Source organism: Niallia sp. FSL R7-0648, assembly GCF_038007005.1.
GTDB classification, from domain to species: domain Bacteria; phylum Bacillota; class Bacilli; order Bacillales; family Cytobacillaceae; genus Niallia; species Niallia circulans.
Genome location: NZ_JBBOWE010000001.1, coordinates 3717414 through 3734298, shown reverse-complemented (window position 1 = coordinate 3734298; position 16885 = coordinate 3717414). Strand labels below are relative to the sequence as shown.

15 protein-coding genes are annotated in these 16885 nt (G+C 35.6%); 10 read left to right on the top strand and 5 right to left on the bottom strand.

The genetic code is table 11. The annotated features are described in order from the left end of the window. Window positions 1-96 precede the first annotated feature (96 nt). Window positions 97-1782, top strand: coding sequence for a methyl-accepting chemotaxis protein (locus NSQ89_RS18260; protein WP_047943855.1), 1686 nt, complete (start codon window positions 97-99; stop codon window positions 1780-1782). Between the two features lie 232 nt (window positions 1783-2014). Here NSQ89_RS18260 and NSQ89_RS18255 read toward each other — a convergent pair whose 3' ends face one another. Continuing rightward, window positions 2015-2608 (bottom strand): hypothetical protein, encoded by a 594-nt coding sequence (locus tag NSQ89_RS18255; protein ID WP_341133001.1) that lies wholly within the window; start codon window positions 2606-2608, stop codon window positions 2015-2017. 124 nt (window positions 2609-2732) lie between these two features. Then, window positions 2733-3443 (bottom strand): GntR family transcriptional regulator, encoded by a 711-nt coding sequence (locus NSQ89_RS18250; protein ID WP_341133000.1) that lies wholly within the window; start codon window positions 3441-3443, stop codon window positions 2733-2735. Between the two features lie 192 nt (window positions 3444-3635). Between NSQ89_RS18250 and bglA the strand changes: the two genes are divergently transcribed. Further along, the gene (gene bglA, locus NSQ89_RS18245; RefSeq protein WP_341132999.1) at window positions 3636-5075 is read left to right on the top strand and encodes a 6-phospho-beta-glucosidase BglA; all 1440 of its coding nucleotides are present in this window, start codon (window positions 3636-3638) and stop codon (window positions 5073-5075) included. Between the two features lie 102 nt (window positions 5076-5177). On the opposite strand, the gene pepF is transcribed toward bglA, so the two are convergent. Then, window positions 5178-6986 (bottom strand): oligoendopeptidase F, encoded by a 1809-nt coding sequence (pepF, locus tag NSQ89_RS18240; RefSeq protein WP_341132998.1) that lies wholly within the window; start codon window positions 6984-6986, stop codon window positions 5178-5180. A 257-nt stretch (window positions 6987-7243) separates the two neighbouring features. On the opposite strand from pepF, the gene NSQ89_RS18235 reads away from it, so the two are divergent. The 6 genes from NSQ89_RS18235 (at window position 7244) to NSQ89_RS18210 (ending at window position 11138) form a co-directional block, all read left to right on the top strand. Further along, window positions 7244-7762, top strand: a complete 519-nt coding sequence (locus tag NSQ89_RS18235; protein ID WP_341132997.1) for a VanZ family protein — start codon at window positions 7244-7246, stop codon at window positions 7760-7762. Between the two features lie 30 nt (window positions 7763-7792). Beyond that, window positions 7793-8368 carry a GNAT family N-acetyltransferase gene (locus NSQ89_RS18230; protein ID WP_341132996.1) on the top strand — a complete coding sequence of 192 codons (576 nt, stop codon included), beginning with the start codon at window positions 7793-7795 and terminating at the stop codon, window positions 8366-8368. Between the two features lie 183 nt (window positions 8369-8551). Continuing rightward, a complete protein-coding gene (locus NSQ89_RS18225; RefSeq protein ID WP_095329860.1) occupies window positions 8552-8731 on the top strand; it encodes a hypothetical protein in 180 nt (59 codons plus the stop codon). Between the two features lie 297 nt (window positions 8732-9028). Beyond that, complete coding sequence (locus tag NSQ89_RS18220) at window positions 9029-9604, top strand: hypothetical protein (protein WP_341132995.1); 576 nt, start codon at window positions 9029-9031, stop codon at window positions 9602-9604. Window positions 9605-9716: 112 nt separating this feature from the next. Next, window positions 9717-10133: a hypothetical protein gene (locus NSQ89_RS18215; RefSeq protein ID WP_341132994.1), complete on the top strand. Its 417-nt coding sequence runs from the start codon at window positions 9717-9719 to the stop codon at window positions 10131-10133. A 153-nt stretch (window positions 10134-10286) separates the two neighbouring features. Next, window positions 10287-11138 (top strand): HAD family hydrolase, encoded by an 852-nt coding sequence (locus NSQ89_RS18210; protein WP_341133173.1) that lies wholly within the window; start codon window positions 10287-10289, stop codon window positions 11136-11138. Window positions 11139-11353: 215 nt separating this feature from the next. On the opposite strand, the gene NSQ89_RS18205 is transcribed toward NSQ89_RS18210, so the two are convergent. Then, window positions 11354-11665, bottom strand: a complete 312-nt coding sequence (locus tag NSQ89_RS18205) for a hypothetical protein (RefSeq protein ID WP_095329869.1) — start codon at window positions 11663-11665, stop codon at window positions 11354-11356. A 202-nt stretch (window positions 11666-11867) separates the two neighbouring features. Here NSQ89_RS18205 and NSQ89_RS18200 point away from each other — a divergent pair, with 202 nt between their 5' ends. Then, window positions 11868-13211: a UDP-glucose dehydrogenase family protein gene (locus NSQ89_RS18200; RefSeq protein ID WP_341132993.1), complete on the top strand. Its 1344-nt coding sequence runs from the start codon at window positions 11868-11870 to the stop codon at window positions 13209-13211. A 242-nt stretch (window positions 13212-13453) separates the two neighbouring features. Then, window positions 13454-16582: an alpha-mannosidase gene (locus NSQ89_RS18195; RefSeq protein ID WP_341132992.1), complete on the top strand. Its 3129-nt coding sequence runs from the start codon at window positions 13454-13456 to the stop codon at window positions 16580-16582. Between the two features lie 94 nt (window positions 16583-16676). On the opposite strand, the gene NSQ89_RS18190 is transcribed toward NSQ89_RS18195, so the two are convergent. Beyond that, window positions 16677-16808 carry a hypothetical protein gene (locus NSQ89_RS18190; RefSeq protein ID WP_321198261.1) on the bottom strand — a complete coding sequence of 44 codons (132 nt, stop codon included), beginning with the start codon at window positions 16806-16808 and terminating at the stop codon, window positions 16677-16679. Between the last annotated feature and the right edge of the window lie 77 nt (window positions 16809-16885).

Genomic DNA, 16885 nt, shown 5'->3' with positions numbered 1-16885 from the left:
TGGTATCGCATTCAAACTATATAAAAAATAAAAGCCTCCGATATATAGAAAGTAAATGGACAAAAGAATAAAGCTAGAAGCATTCAGGGGGATAGAATGAAAATAAAATATCAATTGGCAATCATTTTCTTCATTTTAATTATTTCTTTGTTGGGGATTGGCGGATTTAGCAATATGAGTCTGCAGTCGTTAATTGCAAATAGTAAAGAACTGACAGAGGCAAAAGAAATGCAGCGTCTAGTTACTCATTTGCAATATCGAATTGCTGGAATTTCTAATGACGAGCGTGGCTTTCTTCTTACCGGAAATAAAGAATATAGTGACGGAATTAATGAGAAAGAGTCAGACATTCATGATACTTTGAAAACAATGGAGACTTTATCTAATTATTATGAGTATAAAGAAGATATCCAAACGTTTCAATCCAGTCTACAAACGTACTTAGCCACAAGTGACAAAGTGCCTGGGGCTTATATCGAAGATCCATCTGCTGCAGAAAAACTCCATTTTGGGGATTTACGGACATTAAGGAAAGAAGTTTTAGATCCGGCAGTTAATGAATTAGTGGAACATATTAATCAAGATGTTATTCAGTTGGAAGAACAAAATCAAAAAAATAATAAAATAACAAAAACGGTATTAATCGTAATTATCATCGTGGCAGCACTATTGAGTATTGTCTTAGGTTTTCTGTTATTAAAGTCTATTTTACGACCATTAAATAAAATTAATAATCAACTTCAAAGTATTGCTTCTGGAGAAGGGGACTTAACACAGCGAGTAAATGTGAATGGGAAAAACGAATTTGGTCAATTAGCACATTCGTTTAACGCATTCGTCGATTCTCTTCAAATAATGATAAAAAGTGTAGGGCAGACGTCTAAAAATGTTGCACAAGCTTCAGATGAATTAGCTTCCAGTATGGAACAATCGACTGTAGCGGTAGAGCAAGTGGCGGATGCTGTTCAAACCATTGCAGAGAATGGAAATAAGCAAGATTCACTTACCCAGAATAGTTTAATAGAAGTTAATAATTCCTTGAAAAATATTAAGGATGTGGCCCATACTGCCAGCGAAGTTGCAAATGAATCTCTGCTTATTAAAGAAAAAGCAAAAGAAGGGGAATTGGCATTGACTGAAATGCAAATGCAGATGGAGGCAATTCATGCATCTGTTGATTTAGCAGGAGATGGATTAAAATCACTTGTTTTAAGTACAAATGAAATTAATGAGGTACTTGCAAGTATTCAAGATATATCCAATCAAACCAATCTGCTAGCATTGAATGCATCCATTGAAGCAGCAAGAGCAGGAGAACATGGAAAAGGATTTGCGATTGTAGCAGAGGAAGTTCGAAAGCTATCAGAAATGACAGGTACTTCTGTAAATCAAATACACGATCTGATAAGTTCTATTCATGACCACTCAAACACGACAGAAAAAAATATGTCTTTTGTAATAGAAAATGTAGATGCTGGTACGAAATTATCTGATACTACAAATGAACATATTAAGGAAATATTAAATCGTGTTGAATCCATTGCAGATCATATTAAAAAGATGGCAGAAACAGCACAAGAAATTACGGCAGAAGTACAAGAGGTACAAGATTCAGTGGAAGAAATAGCTCATACTTCTCGCGAAACTTTAGAAAGAACGGAAAGTGTTGCAGCAGCAACAGAAGAACAAACTGCCTCATTCCAAGAAATAACAAGCTCAAGCATGGCATTATCTAAAATGGCAGAGGAGCTTCAAGAACTAGTGCACCGATTTAAAATCTAAGAAAGAATGTAAAAAAAGAGAAACTATGTGAGATTTTCTAGATCCAATTTAAAAAAGATCAAAAAATTAAGAGGCAAGGACCCAAAGGTTCCGAATAAATATAGGGCGAACAATTATACAATTTTATGCATATATATTGTATAATTGTTCGTTTTTTATTTGGTATAAGTGGTAATTATCCGCAAGACTGCAATAAACTTTCCAGTTGGCGAGCACCAAGCTGCTTCATCTATTAATCTACTCCGTTAATAGGAGATGAATTGCTTTGCAAGTTTTCTCTCTCTTTTAAAAGTAAAAAGCTTATAAAGATTGTATTAATCAATCCTATTATTCCATAACACCATATCGGCATTATGATAGCTTCATACCAAAACATATTAATAAAGTATACACCCATGGCTATTAACAGTGAATTACTTATCAAAGTTAATAGGGCTTTTTTTACAATGAAAAAAGAATATAACTTCCAAATAGCAATAATTAGCGAAACGATACTTGTCATAGCCAAAGACATTATCGCAATCGAGCGAACGTTTTGTTCTTGATGGAACACTTCTGCTGTAAATAAGAATTTTGTAAATAGATTGGTGATAAAATAAAAACTTGTTAGATAAATAGAACTAGCCAAAAATGAGATAGGTATCCATTTCAAATATATAAAAATGGTGTTTTTACTCCTGCTTGACTGTTTTCTCTTTTCCTGAATGGTTTCAGCAATTGATGTCACAACTATAATGAATACTAATAAATATAAATCATGTAATGGGAGTTTTCCTTTAAAGATGTCCATTAAGAAAAGAAAAGCATCCTTCAATTCCATTAACATTAACTATTCCAACCTTTCAATTATGTACTACCTGTTATACGAAAGGAAATATAGGAATGTTTCAATAATTATATATTTTTTCAGATTTAGGAAACTTTTCCTGATTAGCTATGTGTTACCTCCGTTAAAAGAAATGACTATTCGCCTGGATAAAGAATTGGGATTGCTCGTAATTATAGGTAACCTTCGAAAAGTCAAAAGGCTGCCCATTAGTTAGATGAAAGATGCTTTCTACCAATAATTTAGGATCATCTTTTTCTAATCCCAAATAAGCAGCTTCTTCTGCCGTTAACTTCCCAACATGTAAATACACATCTGAAAAGCCTATTTTTAGCCCTAAGCCTTCTGTTATGTAATGAAAAATAGATTCTGCTACGATTTCTTTATTTAAATACGTAATGAAGGCTTTATTATACCAAGATTCCTCTAAACAAAGAGTTTGGCCGTTAATATAGCGAATTCTCTTTACGTAATAAACCTCCTCGTGAGGCTCCATATTTAAATTTAGGGCAATTTCCTCAGTCGGTTTTTTTATCTCTAATTCGATTATTTTGGATGTTAGAGAATAATCCTCTAAATCTTTTTTAAATCCTTGATTGGAAAGCAAGCTGATATAGCCTTTTCGATTCTGTCGTCTTACAAAAATTCCACTGCCTCTTACTTGAAAAATGATCCCCCTTTTTTCAAGAAGCTCCAGCGTTTTCGTAATCGTACTTTTACTAACCTCGAATTGCTTCATTAATGTCTCAATAACTGGCAGCTTACTGCCTTGCTTTAAGCCGTGCTCTTCAATATATTTTTCTATTTCTTCTGCGATTTGCTGGTATTTTAACATATATATACCTCGATTATCTTAAACGTTATAGCTGGATTATAGCATATATAGGAAAAAAACTCATTTAGATTAATTAGGTATAAAAATATTATATTGTATTTATTAAATTATACCGATACAATTATAATATAAGTGTAATCCAAAAAATTAAAAGAAAAGATAATTTAATAGCATTAAAAAGGAGGAACAAGAATGAGCAAAATGCCGAAAGATTTTTTATGGGGTGGAGCATTAGCTGCACATCAATTTGAAGGTGGCTGGAATCAAGGCGGTAAAGGTCCGAGTGTAGTAGATGTTATGACAGCAGGTGCTCATGGAGTACCTAGGAAAATAACAGACTTGATTGAAGAAGAGCAATTTTATCCAAATCATGAAGCAATTGATTTTTACCATCGTTACAAAGAGGATATTGCCTTGTTTGCTGAAATGGGGCTTAAGTGTTTACGAACTTCCATTGGCTGGAGCAGAATTTTTCCAAAAGGGGATGAATTAGAACCGAATGAAGAAGGACTGCGCTTCTATGACCAAGTATTTGATGAATTACTTAAATACGGAATACAGCCAGTTATTACCTTATCCCATTTTGAAATGCCGTTACATCTAGCAAGAGAATATGGCGGTTTTAGAAATAGGAAAGTAGTTGATTGTTTTGTCCGCTTTGCCGAAGCATGCTTCCATCGATATAAAGATAAAGTAAAATACTGGATGACTTTTAATGAAATCAACAATCAAATGGATGTTTCTAATCCGCTCTTTTTGTGGACAAATTCTGGAGTAACCGTCAAAGAAGGAGAAAATGCGAAAGAAGTGATGTATCAAACTGCTCATTATGAGCTAGTTGCAAGTGCATTAGCTGTATCTATTGGCAAAAAAATAAATCCTGATTTCCAAATTGGAGCAATGGTTTCCCATATTCCTATCTATCCATTTTCTTCTAATCCAGAAGATGTGATGCTAGCGGAAGAAGAAATGAGACAAAGATATTTCTTCCCAGATGTCCAAGTTCGTGGATATTACCCTAGTTATGCTTTAAAGGAATTTGAACGAGAAGGCTATTCAATTACAATGGAGCCAAAGGATGCTGAGATTTTACGCAATGGGACAGTTGATTATTTAGGATTTAGCTATTATATGTCCACTACGGTAAAGAGTGATGTGAAAAATAATAATACAGGCGATATTGTTAATGGCGCCTTGCCAAATGCGGTTGAAAATCCGTACATCAAAGCAAGTGACTGGGGCTGGTCCATTGATCCGACAGGTCTGCGCTATGTGTTAAATCGTCTATATGATCGCTATCAAATACCATTATTTATTGTAGAAAATGGATTTGGCGCTATTGATACTGTCGAAGCTGATGGCTCTATCCATGACAAGGAAAGAATTGCCTACTTAAAGGCGCATATTGAAGCATTGGAGAAAGCGGTAATGTATGATGGAGTAGATTTAATTGGATATACGCCATGGGGAATTATTGATATTGTTTCCTTTACAACAGGAGAAATGAAAAAACGCTATGGAATGATATATGTAGATCGAGATAATCAAGGGAAAGGAACTATGAACCGTTCGAAAAAAGCCTCCTTTTATTGGTATCAAGAAGTGATTAAGTCAAACGGGGAAAAGCTGTAATAGAAAAAGGAAGGGGATATTTTCCTCTTCCTTTCTGTGTATAGTAAACTTTATTTTTAATGAAGTTAAATAGTTTACGAGAAACAGTTTTGTATTTTTCTATTAATAGCTTGCTTCTAATTCATCTATTAAGCTTCCAACATAGGCAACTGCTTTTCGGATTGGTTCGGGGCTGGACATATCTACATTTGCTAGTTTCATTAAATCGAATGGTTTTAAAGTGCCGCCGGCTTTTAAAACTTTTAACCAGCGCTCAACAGCAGGCTGTCCTTCTTCCTCAATCATTGCTGATACGGCAGTTGAAGCTGTAAGCCCAGCGGAGTACGTATATGGGTAAAGACCCATATAATAATGGGGTTGGCGCATCCATGTTAGGCCTGCTGCTTCATCTATTTCCACACTGTCTCCCCAGAATGATTTTAAGACATCGATATTTTGTTCACATAATACTTTAGCTGTAATCGGAGTTTCTTGTTCTGCTAAGTCATAAACTTTTCTTTGGAGTGCCCCTTCTAAAATATGGGTAACAAAATTATGATAATACGTTCCTAGTGATTGGAGAATTACCCATCTTCTAATTTGTTTGTTTGAAGATTGTTTCATAATATACTTGCTCAAAAGCATTTCGTTCATGGTGGATGGAGCTTCAATAAAGTATCTAGATGGACGGGTATTTGAAATAATTTGATTTTTGCCAGCAAGAGCAAAATGTCCAGCATGTCCAAGTTCATGTGCTAAGGTAAACGTATTACGCATTGAGTTATGCCATGTCATTAAAATGTATGGATGTACTCCATACGGGCTGGAGCAGAAGGCGCCTGATCGTTTTCCATAGTTATCTGCTAAGTCTACCCAGCGGTCTTTTAAGCCTTTTTCCATTATTTCCATATATTCCGGTCCCATAATATTAAGCGCTTCTAAGATAAGCTTGGAAGCTTCCTCGTATGTAATTTTAGGATCATAGGATGTGTCGAGCGGAGCCTTTAAATCACAATAATGGATTTTTTCTAAACCTAATACACGCTCTTTTAATTTGGCGAATCTGCGCATATGAGGAGCCAATTCTGTAAGAATGGTATCCAATTGGTTATGGTACATTTCTTTTGTGACTTGTTGTTCTTGTAAAAGCATGTCTGTTACAGATTCATAGTTTCGTAAACGAGATTCTATTATTTGTTTTTTAACTTCTGTTCCATAGGTAGCCGCATATGTATTTTTATAACGGTTAAGGCCAGCCGAAAAGGCTTCATATGCTTTTCTTCTTACTTCTTTATCTGCCGATTCTTCGTACTTTTCGAAAGAATTAAATGTCAATGGATATTCTGTCCCGTCACTTGTTAAAAAGGAGGAAAACTCCATATCTGATGTTTTACTTCTTTGATAAATCATATAAGGAGAACGCTGGATTTCACCAAATGCTGCTAATACTTCCTCTGCTTCAGGTGTTAACATATGTGGCTTCAAATCCATTAAGTCCATTAGTGTTTTGGAAAAAAGCTGTAGTTCTTCTTCCTCGTTCAGGTATGTATTTATTTTATCGTTTGTAAGGGTAAGAATCTCTGAATTAATAAAAGAAAGGCTTGAGCTTACTTTTGCATAGAGGGAAGAAACAATTGCATCGTTCTCTTGATTAGAAGGATTAGATCCGTCTGCAGATTGCTTAAGGTTTGCATAAGTGAGAACTCTTACTAATCTTTCATCCAATGCATCTCGAGCTTTTAGACAATCTAGCAAGATTTTAGCGTTTTGGTGAAGCTTCCCTTTAAATTGTGTTACAGTAGGAATATCTTCTTCGATCTCTTCTACTTCCCTTTTCCAATCTGCTTCGCTTTCGAATAAATCGCGCAAATTCCAGGTTTGTTCGAAAGGAACTTCGGAACGATAAAGTGTTTTTTCCATTTCTTTATTCATAAACATTCTCCTCTGCCACCTATTTATTTCGTTTTTCGAAACGATTAGTTTGATTATACAATAAAAAATTGAACTATAGGAATATTTTGTTTATTATATTTTTTAATGATAATTTGTAGAAGATAAAGATAAAAAACTACGCTTCTTATGATAAATAATTGTATAATGGTTAAAACTCACCATTTCGCCAAATTTTACATTTTAAGGTAAAAGAATGAATGCTGAAATTGGAATAAACAAAAAGGAATGAAAAGAAATTGCCCTTAAAGTTTTCACGAAAAAAAAGATTTTATTTATTATTTTTTATCTGCATTGTCTCCATGGTTATCATTTTTATGTTCTCCCATATGCCGTATGAAGAACAGGATATTAAGCCATTTTTACGAGATAAGATAGACCTGACAAATATTCCATTTCCCTCTATTACATTTGAGTACGATGGCCAGATTATCTCTTCGGATTCTGACCCATATGGTTTTATCGAATTTTTATTTCGGAAAGCAGGGCATGTAATTGGTTATTGTTTCTTAACTTTACTGCTATTTCTCACCTTGATGCAAACGAAAATCAAACGACCATGGGTTTATCTACTAAGTGGTGCTCTTTCTATTGCTTATGCATTAACAGATGAGTGGCACCAAAGCTTTGTCCCCGGAAGAACAGGCCATTGGCAAGACGCCATCATTATCGACGGAACTGGCGTTATATTAGGATTAGTCATTGGTTTTATAGGTACTATATTTTTTAAAAAGAGGAAAACGAAGGGAAGGTTTTAGAGATTCCCAAAGACAGGAGAGGTGAAGTGATTGTACCAAGATAAAGAATTGACAGTAAGACCGATTAAAGAGGAGGATCTTTATCAGCTTTGGACACTGGCGTTTAAAGAAGAAAATCCTGAATGGAAAAAATGGGATGCTCCGTATTATGCACATAAAGCATTAAGTTATGAAGGATTCTTAAAAACTCAAAAAGAGCGCTTCTTAGAAAGCGATGATTACTGGGCAATTATTGTTGGGAAAGAACTAATAGGAACAGTTGGCTACTACTGGGAACATGAACCGTCCAAATGGTTAGAGATGGGAATTGTTATCTATAATCCAAACTACTGGAGTGGTGGATATGGAACGCGGGTATTGAAGCTATGGATCGCCCATTTATTTAAGACTTTGCCATTAGTTCGAGTAGGATATACAACATGGTCAGGGAATGAGCGAATGATAAAGTTAGGAGAAAAGCTGGGCATGACAATGGAAGGACGCATGAGAAAGTGCCGCTACTATAACGGCGTATATTATGACTCCATACGGATGGGATTATTAAAAGAAGAATGGGAAGCATTTTTAAATGGAAACAAAACAAGTGCTGGAAATATTAATAAATAAAATCAGTGTAATGGAAGATTACGTTAGGTGAAATTAGTAAGAAAATTAAGTTCTAATACTCATGCTTTACCTATATTTTAATAGTATAATAGAAGAAACTAGGAATAAAAGGGCAAATTGTATAGAAGTACAGCATCATCAGAATCAAGTAAGTGTGGAAAATGAATGAATGGAGTAAGGTCCATGAAGAAAGAGGTTGGATATGTATTTTTCTGCCAGCACTGTGGATTGCCTCAACGTATTCCAGCGTTTGTGCTAAAAACGTACTTATGTGATGACATGGTAAAACAATTCTATTGCAACAATTGCAGCCGAGAAAATCTAATTCCTTCCTATATAAAAAAGCTGAAAGCAGAATTATAGAGCACATATATAACAAGGTCAAGTGGAAAATGCACTTGGCCTTTTTTCTATGAAATAATAGGTAGTTCTGTATTTATTTCACTCTTTTTAGAACAATTAAAGCCGCGGGAAATCGAATAAGCTTTTTCCATTTTTTATGAGTAATTACCAATATACTGTACAAACTATTTAAAGTAGAGAAATAACTCATGATAATGAGCGGACAAAAATAGGTCTCTTTAACTTCGATTATTGGAGATTCTTAAACATGCCTCTACCTTCAATAATGGAAACTTTTTTTAGGAGGAGATGAATAAAATGAACTATCAGGAATATTGGGAGAAAATTAATGAGATAAATGGACAATTGCATTCTCTATATTCTTCCTATTGGGATAAATATTCAGATTTTACTACATGGCAGTTTTGGATCATTCTTTTATCTTTATTAGTACCATTAATCATATTATATTTTGTGGTGGACAGAAGAAGATTATTTGAAATATTATTCTTTGGTTATACTGTCCATATACTTTGGGCCTACATAGATCATGCTCTCAGTAGCGGGAATTATTTAATACATACACATTTCCTTTCTCCCGTCCTGCCGAGTGGATTAAATATTACAGGTTCCTTTCTACCAGTAGGGTTTATGCTAGTGTATCAATATGCAACGAATCGCAAGAAAAATTTTTATATTCTAACCGTGCTATTGAGTGCTGTGTATACTTTTATATGCGCTAATATTGAAAAATCAATGGGCATGGTAACGTTTCATAGAGGAGTTAATGTTATCCATTTATTCCTTTTGGATTTATTTATTGTATTTGTAGCATATTGGTTTACTAGGTTATTGTTGAAATTTAGAATCCTCAAGAAAGACGAGCAGCAATAAAGTTTATTACTAGCATGTATTTATAAGGCACATGCTAGTTTTTTGCATGTCCAGAAGAAGATAGGAAAGTGGAAAAATAGAGAGAGTAGCAAGAAATGCGCTATGGAAAACTATGATTAAAACTGAAACGGAAAGGGGAAGCGAAAAAGTGGTGTTCATCAACAAGATGAAAGCCAAAATGGAAGGGAGAAGCGAAAAAGTGGCGTTCATCAACAAGATGAAAGCCAAAACGGAAAGGAGAAGTGAAAAAAGTGGCGTTCATCAACAAGATGAAAGCCAAAACGGAAAGGAGAAGCGAAAAAGTGGCGTTCATCGACAAGATGAAAGCCAAAATGGAAGGGAGAAGCGAAAAAGTGCGTTCATCAACAAGATGAAAGCCAAAACGGAAGGGAGAAGCGAAAAAGTGGCGTTCATCAACAAGATGAAAGCCAAAACGGAAGGGAGAAGTGAAAAAAGTGGCGTTCATCAACAAGATGAAAGCCAAAACGGAAGGGAGAAGCGAACAAAAAGGTTTTCATCAACAAGATGAAAACCCAATATCACCGAAGAGCTACCAAAAGAGAGTTAACAGCTAACCCCTCCTCACATTCCAGGAAAACAAACTAATTGTAGACAATGCATTTGAGAGAAAACGCAACGAGGTGTATACTTGCCAATGAAGAATGTTAAAGGGGGAATTATTTTGTTACAAAAGCCAAAGGCTATTTTTCTTGATATGGATGGTACTATTTTAAATCACCAGAATCAAGTAAGCGTGAAGACAAAGGAGATTATTGATGATTTACGCAAGGATGGTCTATTCGTATTTATAGCTACAGGAAGATCTTTTGATGAAATTGAATCCGTCGTGCCAGAAGGATTTAAAGTGGATGGATATGTTACTTCAAACGGCATGGCTGGTTACATAGGAAAGGAACCTATTTTTCAGCATACTCTACCTTTAGAGCTAGTCGAAACAATTATTAAAAAGGCAAGAGAGAATAAAGTATATTATGAGTTATTTCCATATGGGGACTCTCGAATGACATTAAGTCAGGATAAAGAATATGTTATACAAGAGATCAGAGAACCGAAACCAGAAAGCGTAGGTATTAATGAATGGCTTTCTCGAAAAGAAGCAATCAGTAGAAAGATTGCTTGGAAGGACACGATTGAAGGAACAGAGTTTTCCAAGTTCTATTTTTTTGCTCGAACAAAAGAACATATTAATCAATGGAAACAGGTGCTAGAAGACTTAAGAAAAGAAATCGACTTTACAGCATCTACTTCATCTGCACATAATGTGGAAGTAATGGTTGCTAACGTAAATAAAGCCACTGGTATTAAAGAGATGTTAGAAAGATTTAATCTTTCAGCAGAGGAGACTATGGGAATTGGCGATAGTGATAACGATATCCAAATGCTTCAATTTGTTTCTATGCCGGTTGCTATGCAAAATGCTCCAGACCATATTAAAGAATTAGCAGCAGAAGTAACAGAGTTAAGCTGTGATGAAGATGGCGTTTGTCATTTCTTAACATCTCGATTCAAATAACAGATACGGTTCACCATACTTATTCTTTGTTATTGTAAGTAAAAATCAAAACTTCCTTAAGGGACATCAGTCTAGTATTAGTGAGGATAATAGTAAAGGAAACAAACGGAATAAAAAGCAAAGTGATAAAACAGAAGAAGAAAGAAAGCCAGCTTTTAAAAAGCTGGCTTTCTTTCTTCTTAAAATACTTCGATTACAATTTTAATAAAAGTCAGCTATTTATTTGAATCCATCCAAGATGAGTCAGACCAGTTGGAAAACTTTTTAATTAGCTCAAGAATGAAGTAGTTAATCCATGTAATAACAGGAATGAAAAGTGGCAGCAAGGATAGAGGCGAATGACCAAAACCAAATAATCTCACTTCTTCATTAGAAATATATATAATCCATGTTAAACCTGCTAACACAACGCTATTCCCACAGAACGCAACGAATAGTGCCACCCATTTCTTCTGTGTTTTTGTGAGTGTAAAAATAGAGAGGACTGCAGAAAACAACAAAGATATAAATAGTAAGATAATGACCACTGATCCTTCCTCCATTGCTATTTTAGCTATAGTTTAGCATAAATTTCCTATTTTCTCCTTATAAATTAGTTAGAAAATTTACATTCCTTTACCAAAAATATAAAAAGATTAAATAGAGATGAAATAATCAACCATTATACTAACTATATTACTATTTAAATCTTCCGAATTTGTAATCTTTTACATAAGGAGTTTTGTCAAAATGAATATCACAGTGGCAGGTACAGGATATGTTGGATTAGTAACAGGTGTTTGTTTAGCAGAGGTTGGTCACAAGGTAATTTGTGTAGATCAAGACCAAGAGAAAATTGTTCTTCTGAATCTAGGGATTTCGCCTATTTATGAGCCAGAGCTAGATAAACTTATAGAAAAAAATTCACAGGCAGGAAAATTAACTTTTACAACTGACTATAACAAAGCCTATGCGCAATCAGATGTTATTTTCATCGGGGTCGGGACGCCCGAAAATGAAGATGGGTCTGCTAACTTAAACTATGTATTTCAAGTCGCAAAGCAAATTGCCGAAAGTGTAAGGCGTGATTGTTTAATTGTTATTAAATCAACCGTTCCAATCGGGACAAATGACCGTGTTGAAACATACATAAAAAATCACTTAAAACATAAGGTTTCGATAGAGGTTGCCTCTAATCCTGAATTTCTTGCCCAAGGAAGTGCCATTAAAGATACACTGCATGCTTCACGAATTGTCATTGGGGTAGAAAGCGAAAGGGCTAAGAAGATTTTAACTTCTATTTATGAACCTTTTCAGCAGCCGATTTTAACAATGAATCGTCGCAGTGCAGAAATGGTAAAATACGCATCGAATGATTTTCTGGCTTTAAAGATTTCTTTTATTAATGACATTGCTAATTTATGTGAATCAGTTGGTGCGAATATTGAGGATGTAACAAGTGGAATGAGTTATGATGAGCGTATTGGGAAAAAATTTTTAAATCCAGGCATTGGGTATGGTGGTTCTTGCTTTCCAAAAGATACGAAAGCCCTGCATTGGCTTGCAGAAGAAGAAGGCTATGTTTTACGGACAGTAAAAGCTGCAATTGAGGTCAATGAGAAGCAAAAATTTAAGCTGATTTCAAAGGCGCGGAATGAATTTTCCTCTTTCAATGGAATGAAAGTAGCAGTACTAGGGCTGACCTTTAAGCCTGGAACAGATGATTTGCGTGAAGCTCCTTCTATTCCCAATGTTCGCATATTATTAAGCGAAGGAGCAAAAGTACATGTCTATGATCCAGTAGGGGGAGATAACTTTAAAAAGCACTTTCCTACAGAGGTAGTCTATGAACAAACACCAGAGAAAGCGCTGGAGGGAGTAGATCTTTGCTTTATCTATACAGAATGGGCTGAAATTAAATCAATAGATTTAACTATTTTTAAAAACAAAATGAACGTACCATTTATCTTTGATGGAAGAAATTGCTTTTCCCTTGAGGAAGCAAGTAAGGCAGGTATTAATTATTTCTCCATTGGCCGACCAGAGGTTAGAGAGATAGAGGTTGAACCGATTAGAAGAGCAGCAGGAAGATAACGGTGTGAGGAATAAAAGAAATAGAATAACAACAAACAAACCCCTTCCTTTCTAAGGAGGGTTTTTGTTTGTTGTATAAAAGCACGTATGTAAATGATTTAGGACAGGGAGTGTGGCGAATTCAAACAGCTTGATAACCCCATCTCCGCCCCAAACTATTTTTTTGCATTGACTAAAGCTCTTATTGTTAGATAATAAAGATAATCGAAATTTTGAAAATTATCTTAATATGGAGGGCTTTTATGTTCTGGACAGAAAAGAAATTGGATGCACGAATCAAGGAACTAGAAAATTATCGCTATCGAGAATCAATTTCCTTGGACTCCTTTTCGATGCAATTAGATGAAGAAGGAGAGATTGGTGCGAGACCACCAGAAAATGGGGAATGGGCTACTATTCATGTCGGAGATCATTGGGCAGGAAGGGATCATTATGCTTGGTTAAAGACAGAGGTAGCAATCCCTATGAGCTGGAAAGGGAAACAGGTATTGGGCTATTTTGATTTTGGCATAACAGATGGTGGAACGAATTCAGGCTTTGAGTCTCTTTTGTATGTAAATAAGAAAATCTATCAAGGTGTAGATGCGAATCATCGGGAAGTTTTTCTCAAAGAGGAACATTGCGGCACAAATGTCAGCTTGATTTTTCGTTTGTGGTCTGGCTTAGAGGGTGGCGGTAAGCCGCGTATTCAGGAGCATAAGATAAAGAAGGCAGAGATTGCCTGGCTAGACGAAGCAACAGATGATTTATACTATACAGCCAAAGCAATGATCCAAACCATACATATTTTAGATGAAAACAGACCAGAGTATCAGACCATCCTAACAGCATTAAATCGATCATTTTATGAAATAGACTGGACAGAACCAGGATCGGATTTATTTTATCAATCTATTAACAAGGCAAATAACTATTTAAATGCAGCATTAGAAAAGATGGACAAGCATGCAGCTGTAACGATTCATGCAATTGGCCACACCCATATTGATGTTGCTTGGTTATGGCGCTTAAAGCATACTCGAGAAAAAGCGGCACGTTCCTTTTCCACCGTATTGCGTTTAATGGAAAGATATCCAGAATACTTATTTATGCAGTCACAGCCTCAGCTATACGCCTATTTAAAAGAGGATTATCCGGAAATTTATGCCCAGCTGAAAGATAGAGTAGCGGAAGGAAGATGGGAACCAGAAGGCGGAATGTGGCTGGAGCCTGATTGTAATTTGCCTTCAGGTGAATCTTTGGTTCGGCAATTACTGCATGGAACGAGATTTTTGAAAGAGGAATTTGGGGTAACGAGTAAGTATCTATGGCTGCCAGATGTCTTTGGCTATAGCTGGGCATTGCCGCAAATTCTTAAACAAGCAGGAATAGAAACTTTTATGACGACGAAGATTAGCTGGAATCAGTACAATCGAATGCCGCATGATACCTTTCAATGGCGAGGCATTGATGGAACAGAAATTTTGACCCACTTTGTGACCACACCATATCCGAACAGCAGAGGCTGGGCTTATGACTATAATGGAGAAATGCAGGCAGATGTGGTGCAGGGAGCTTGGGATAATTATAAGGATAAAAATATTACGCAGGATTTACTATTGTCTTATGGCTATGGAGATGGCGGAGGGGGAGTAAATCGGGATATGCTGGAAATGAGAAGACGGTTTGACCGAATTCCTGGTCTGCCTGCTGTTAAATCAACTAAAGCAGGCGATTATTTTGATGCCCTTCATGAAAAAGTGAAGACCACAGATGAATATGTTCATACATGGGATGGAGAGCTCTATTTAGAATTTCATCGAGGAACCTATACCAGCCAAGCTTATAATAAAAGAAGCAATCGCAAACAAGAATTATTATACCGGGAGACAGAACTGCTTAGTGTTCTAGCTGGTGTATTATCCTCTGATTGGACCATTTATCCGCAGGAAGAGCTGCATAAAGGCTGGACGATTTTATTACGCAATCAGTTCCATGATATCATTCCAGGTTCTTCGATTCGTGAAGTATATGAAGATAGTCTATTAGAATATGAAGAAGCAGAAGGACTGGCTTATAAAGCACAAAAGCAAGTATTAACGAGAATAATCGATTCAGATGTCTCTGATCAGTTTACCGTGATAAATGACTCGTCATGGATACGTTCTGGATTGGTGGAGGTGCCAGTTAAACCTGGACTAGAAGAGGGAGAATGGTCATCAGAAAATGGAAAAGTACTGCAAGTTGAAAAAGTAAATGGAAAGTGGCTTATATTAGTGGAAGACGTTCCATCACATGGATTAGCTAATCTTTTATTTAAATCGTCTGAAAATCAAGGTGCAAATAAGCAGTCTGCTTTTGTGATAAATAATAATGGAATAGAGACACCTTTTTATCAAATTCTTTGGAATGAAAAGGGACAATTAACTCGTATATTTGATAAAAAGGCACAAAGAAATGTGTTAAAAGAAAGTCAGGTAGGAAATGTCCTGCAAGTATTTGAAGATAAGCCATTAAGATGGGAAGCTTGGGACATTGATATTTTTTATCAAGAAAAACATAAAGAGATTTCTACATTAGAGAAGATAGAAATAATTGAAAACAACTCCTTACGAGCAGTAATAAAATTTGTGTGGACATATCACCATTCGAAGATAGAACAGGAGGTAATTCTCTATGCTGAAAATCCTAGAATAGACTTTAAGACATCTGTTGATTGGCATGAACAGCATCAGCTATTAAAAGTGGCATTTCCTGTTGAAATTCGTTCAACGCAAGCAACCTATGATATTCAGTTTGGAAATGTACAACGACCAACTCATTGGAATACAAGCTGGGATTATGCGAAGTTTGAAACGGTTGGACACCAATGGGCAGATTTATCGGAGCAAGGTTATGGAATAAGTCTTTTAAATGATTGTAAATATGGCTATGACATCAAAGATTCCGTGATGCGTCTGTCCCTTATTAAGGCTGGTACTTACCCAGATTATTTACAAGATCAAGGAGCACATACATTTACTTATTCTCTTCTGCCGCATCAGGGTGATTGGAGAGAAGGGAGAACAGTCCAAGAGGCATGGGATTTAAATCAGCCATTAAAAAGTTTGGCAGGAAAGCTACAATCACAAGATTTTTCTTTATTCCAAATAGCATCTGATCATTGCTTGATCGATGCAGTGAAAAAGGCAGAGGATGAGGATAAAGTCATTGTTCGTTTACATGAATTTATGGGGAAAAGAGGAACAGTAGAATTAACCTCAGATGCTCCTATAAAAGGATGGCAGGAATGTAATCTTCTGGAAGAAAAAAATGGAGAGAAACAAGAAAATGAAATAATAACATTTGCCATAAAGCCTTATGAAGTTAAAACGTTTTTAGTGGAAATCTAAATGATTTAAGCAGACCCCACTTGTTAGCCTCGACAATTAAGGATCTGCTTTTTACTTTTCTATTAATCTATCATGTGAGGATACCTAAATGGTGTTAATGTAGAGCATTCTTCCTTATTTTTAAGGCATTCTCTAATTTTGTTAGATCTTTTTGGATCTCCTTTAAATCAGAATGGCATTGATTCAAGAGTTTCTGTATTTCTTCCCATTTATTATTTGATGGCATCTCTTACTCTCCTTACATATGGGTTATTAATACAAAATATGTGGAAGAGAAAAGATATATTCTTATGATAGTAACTT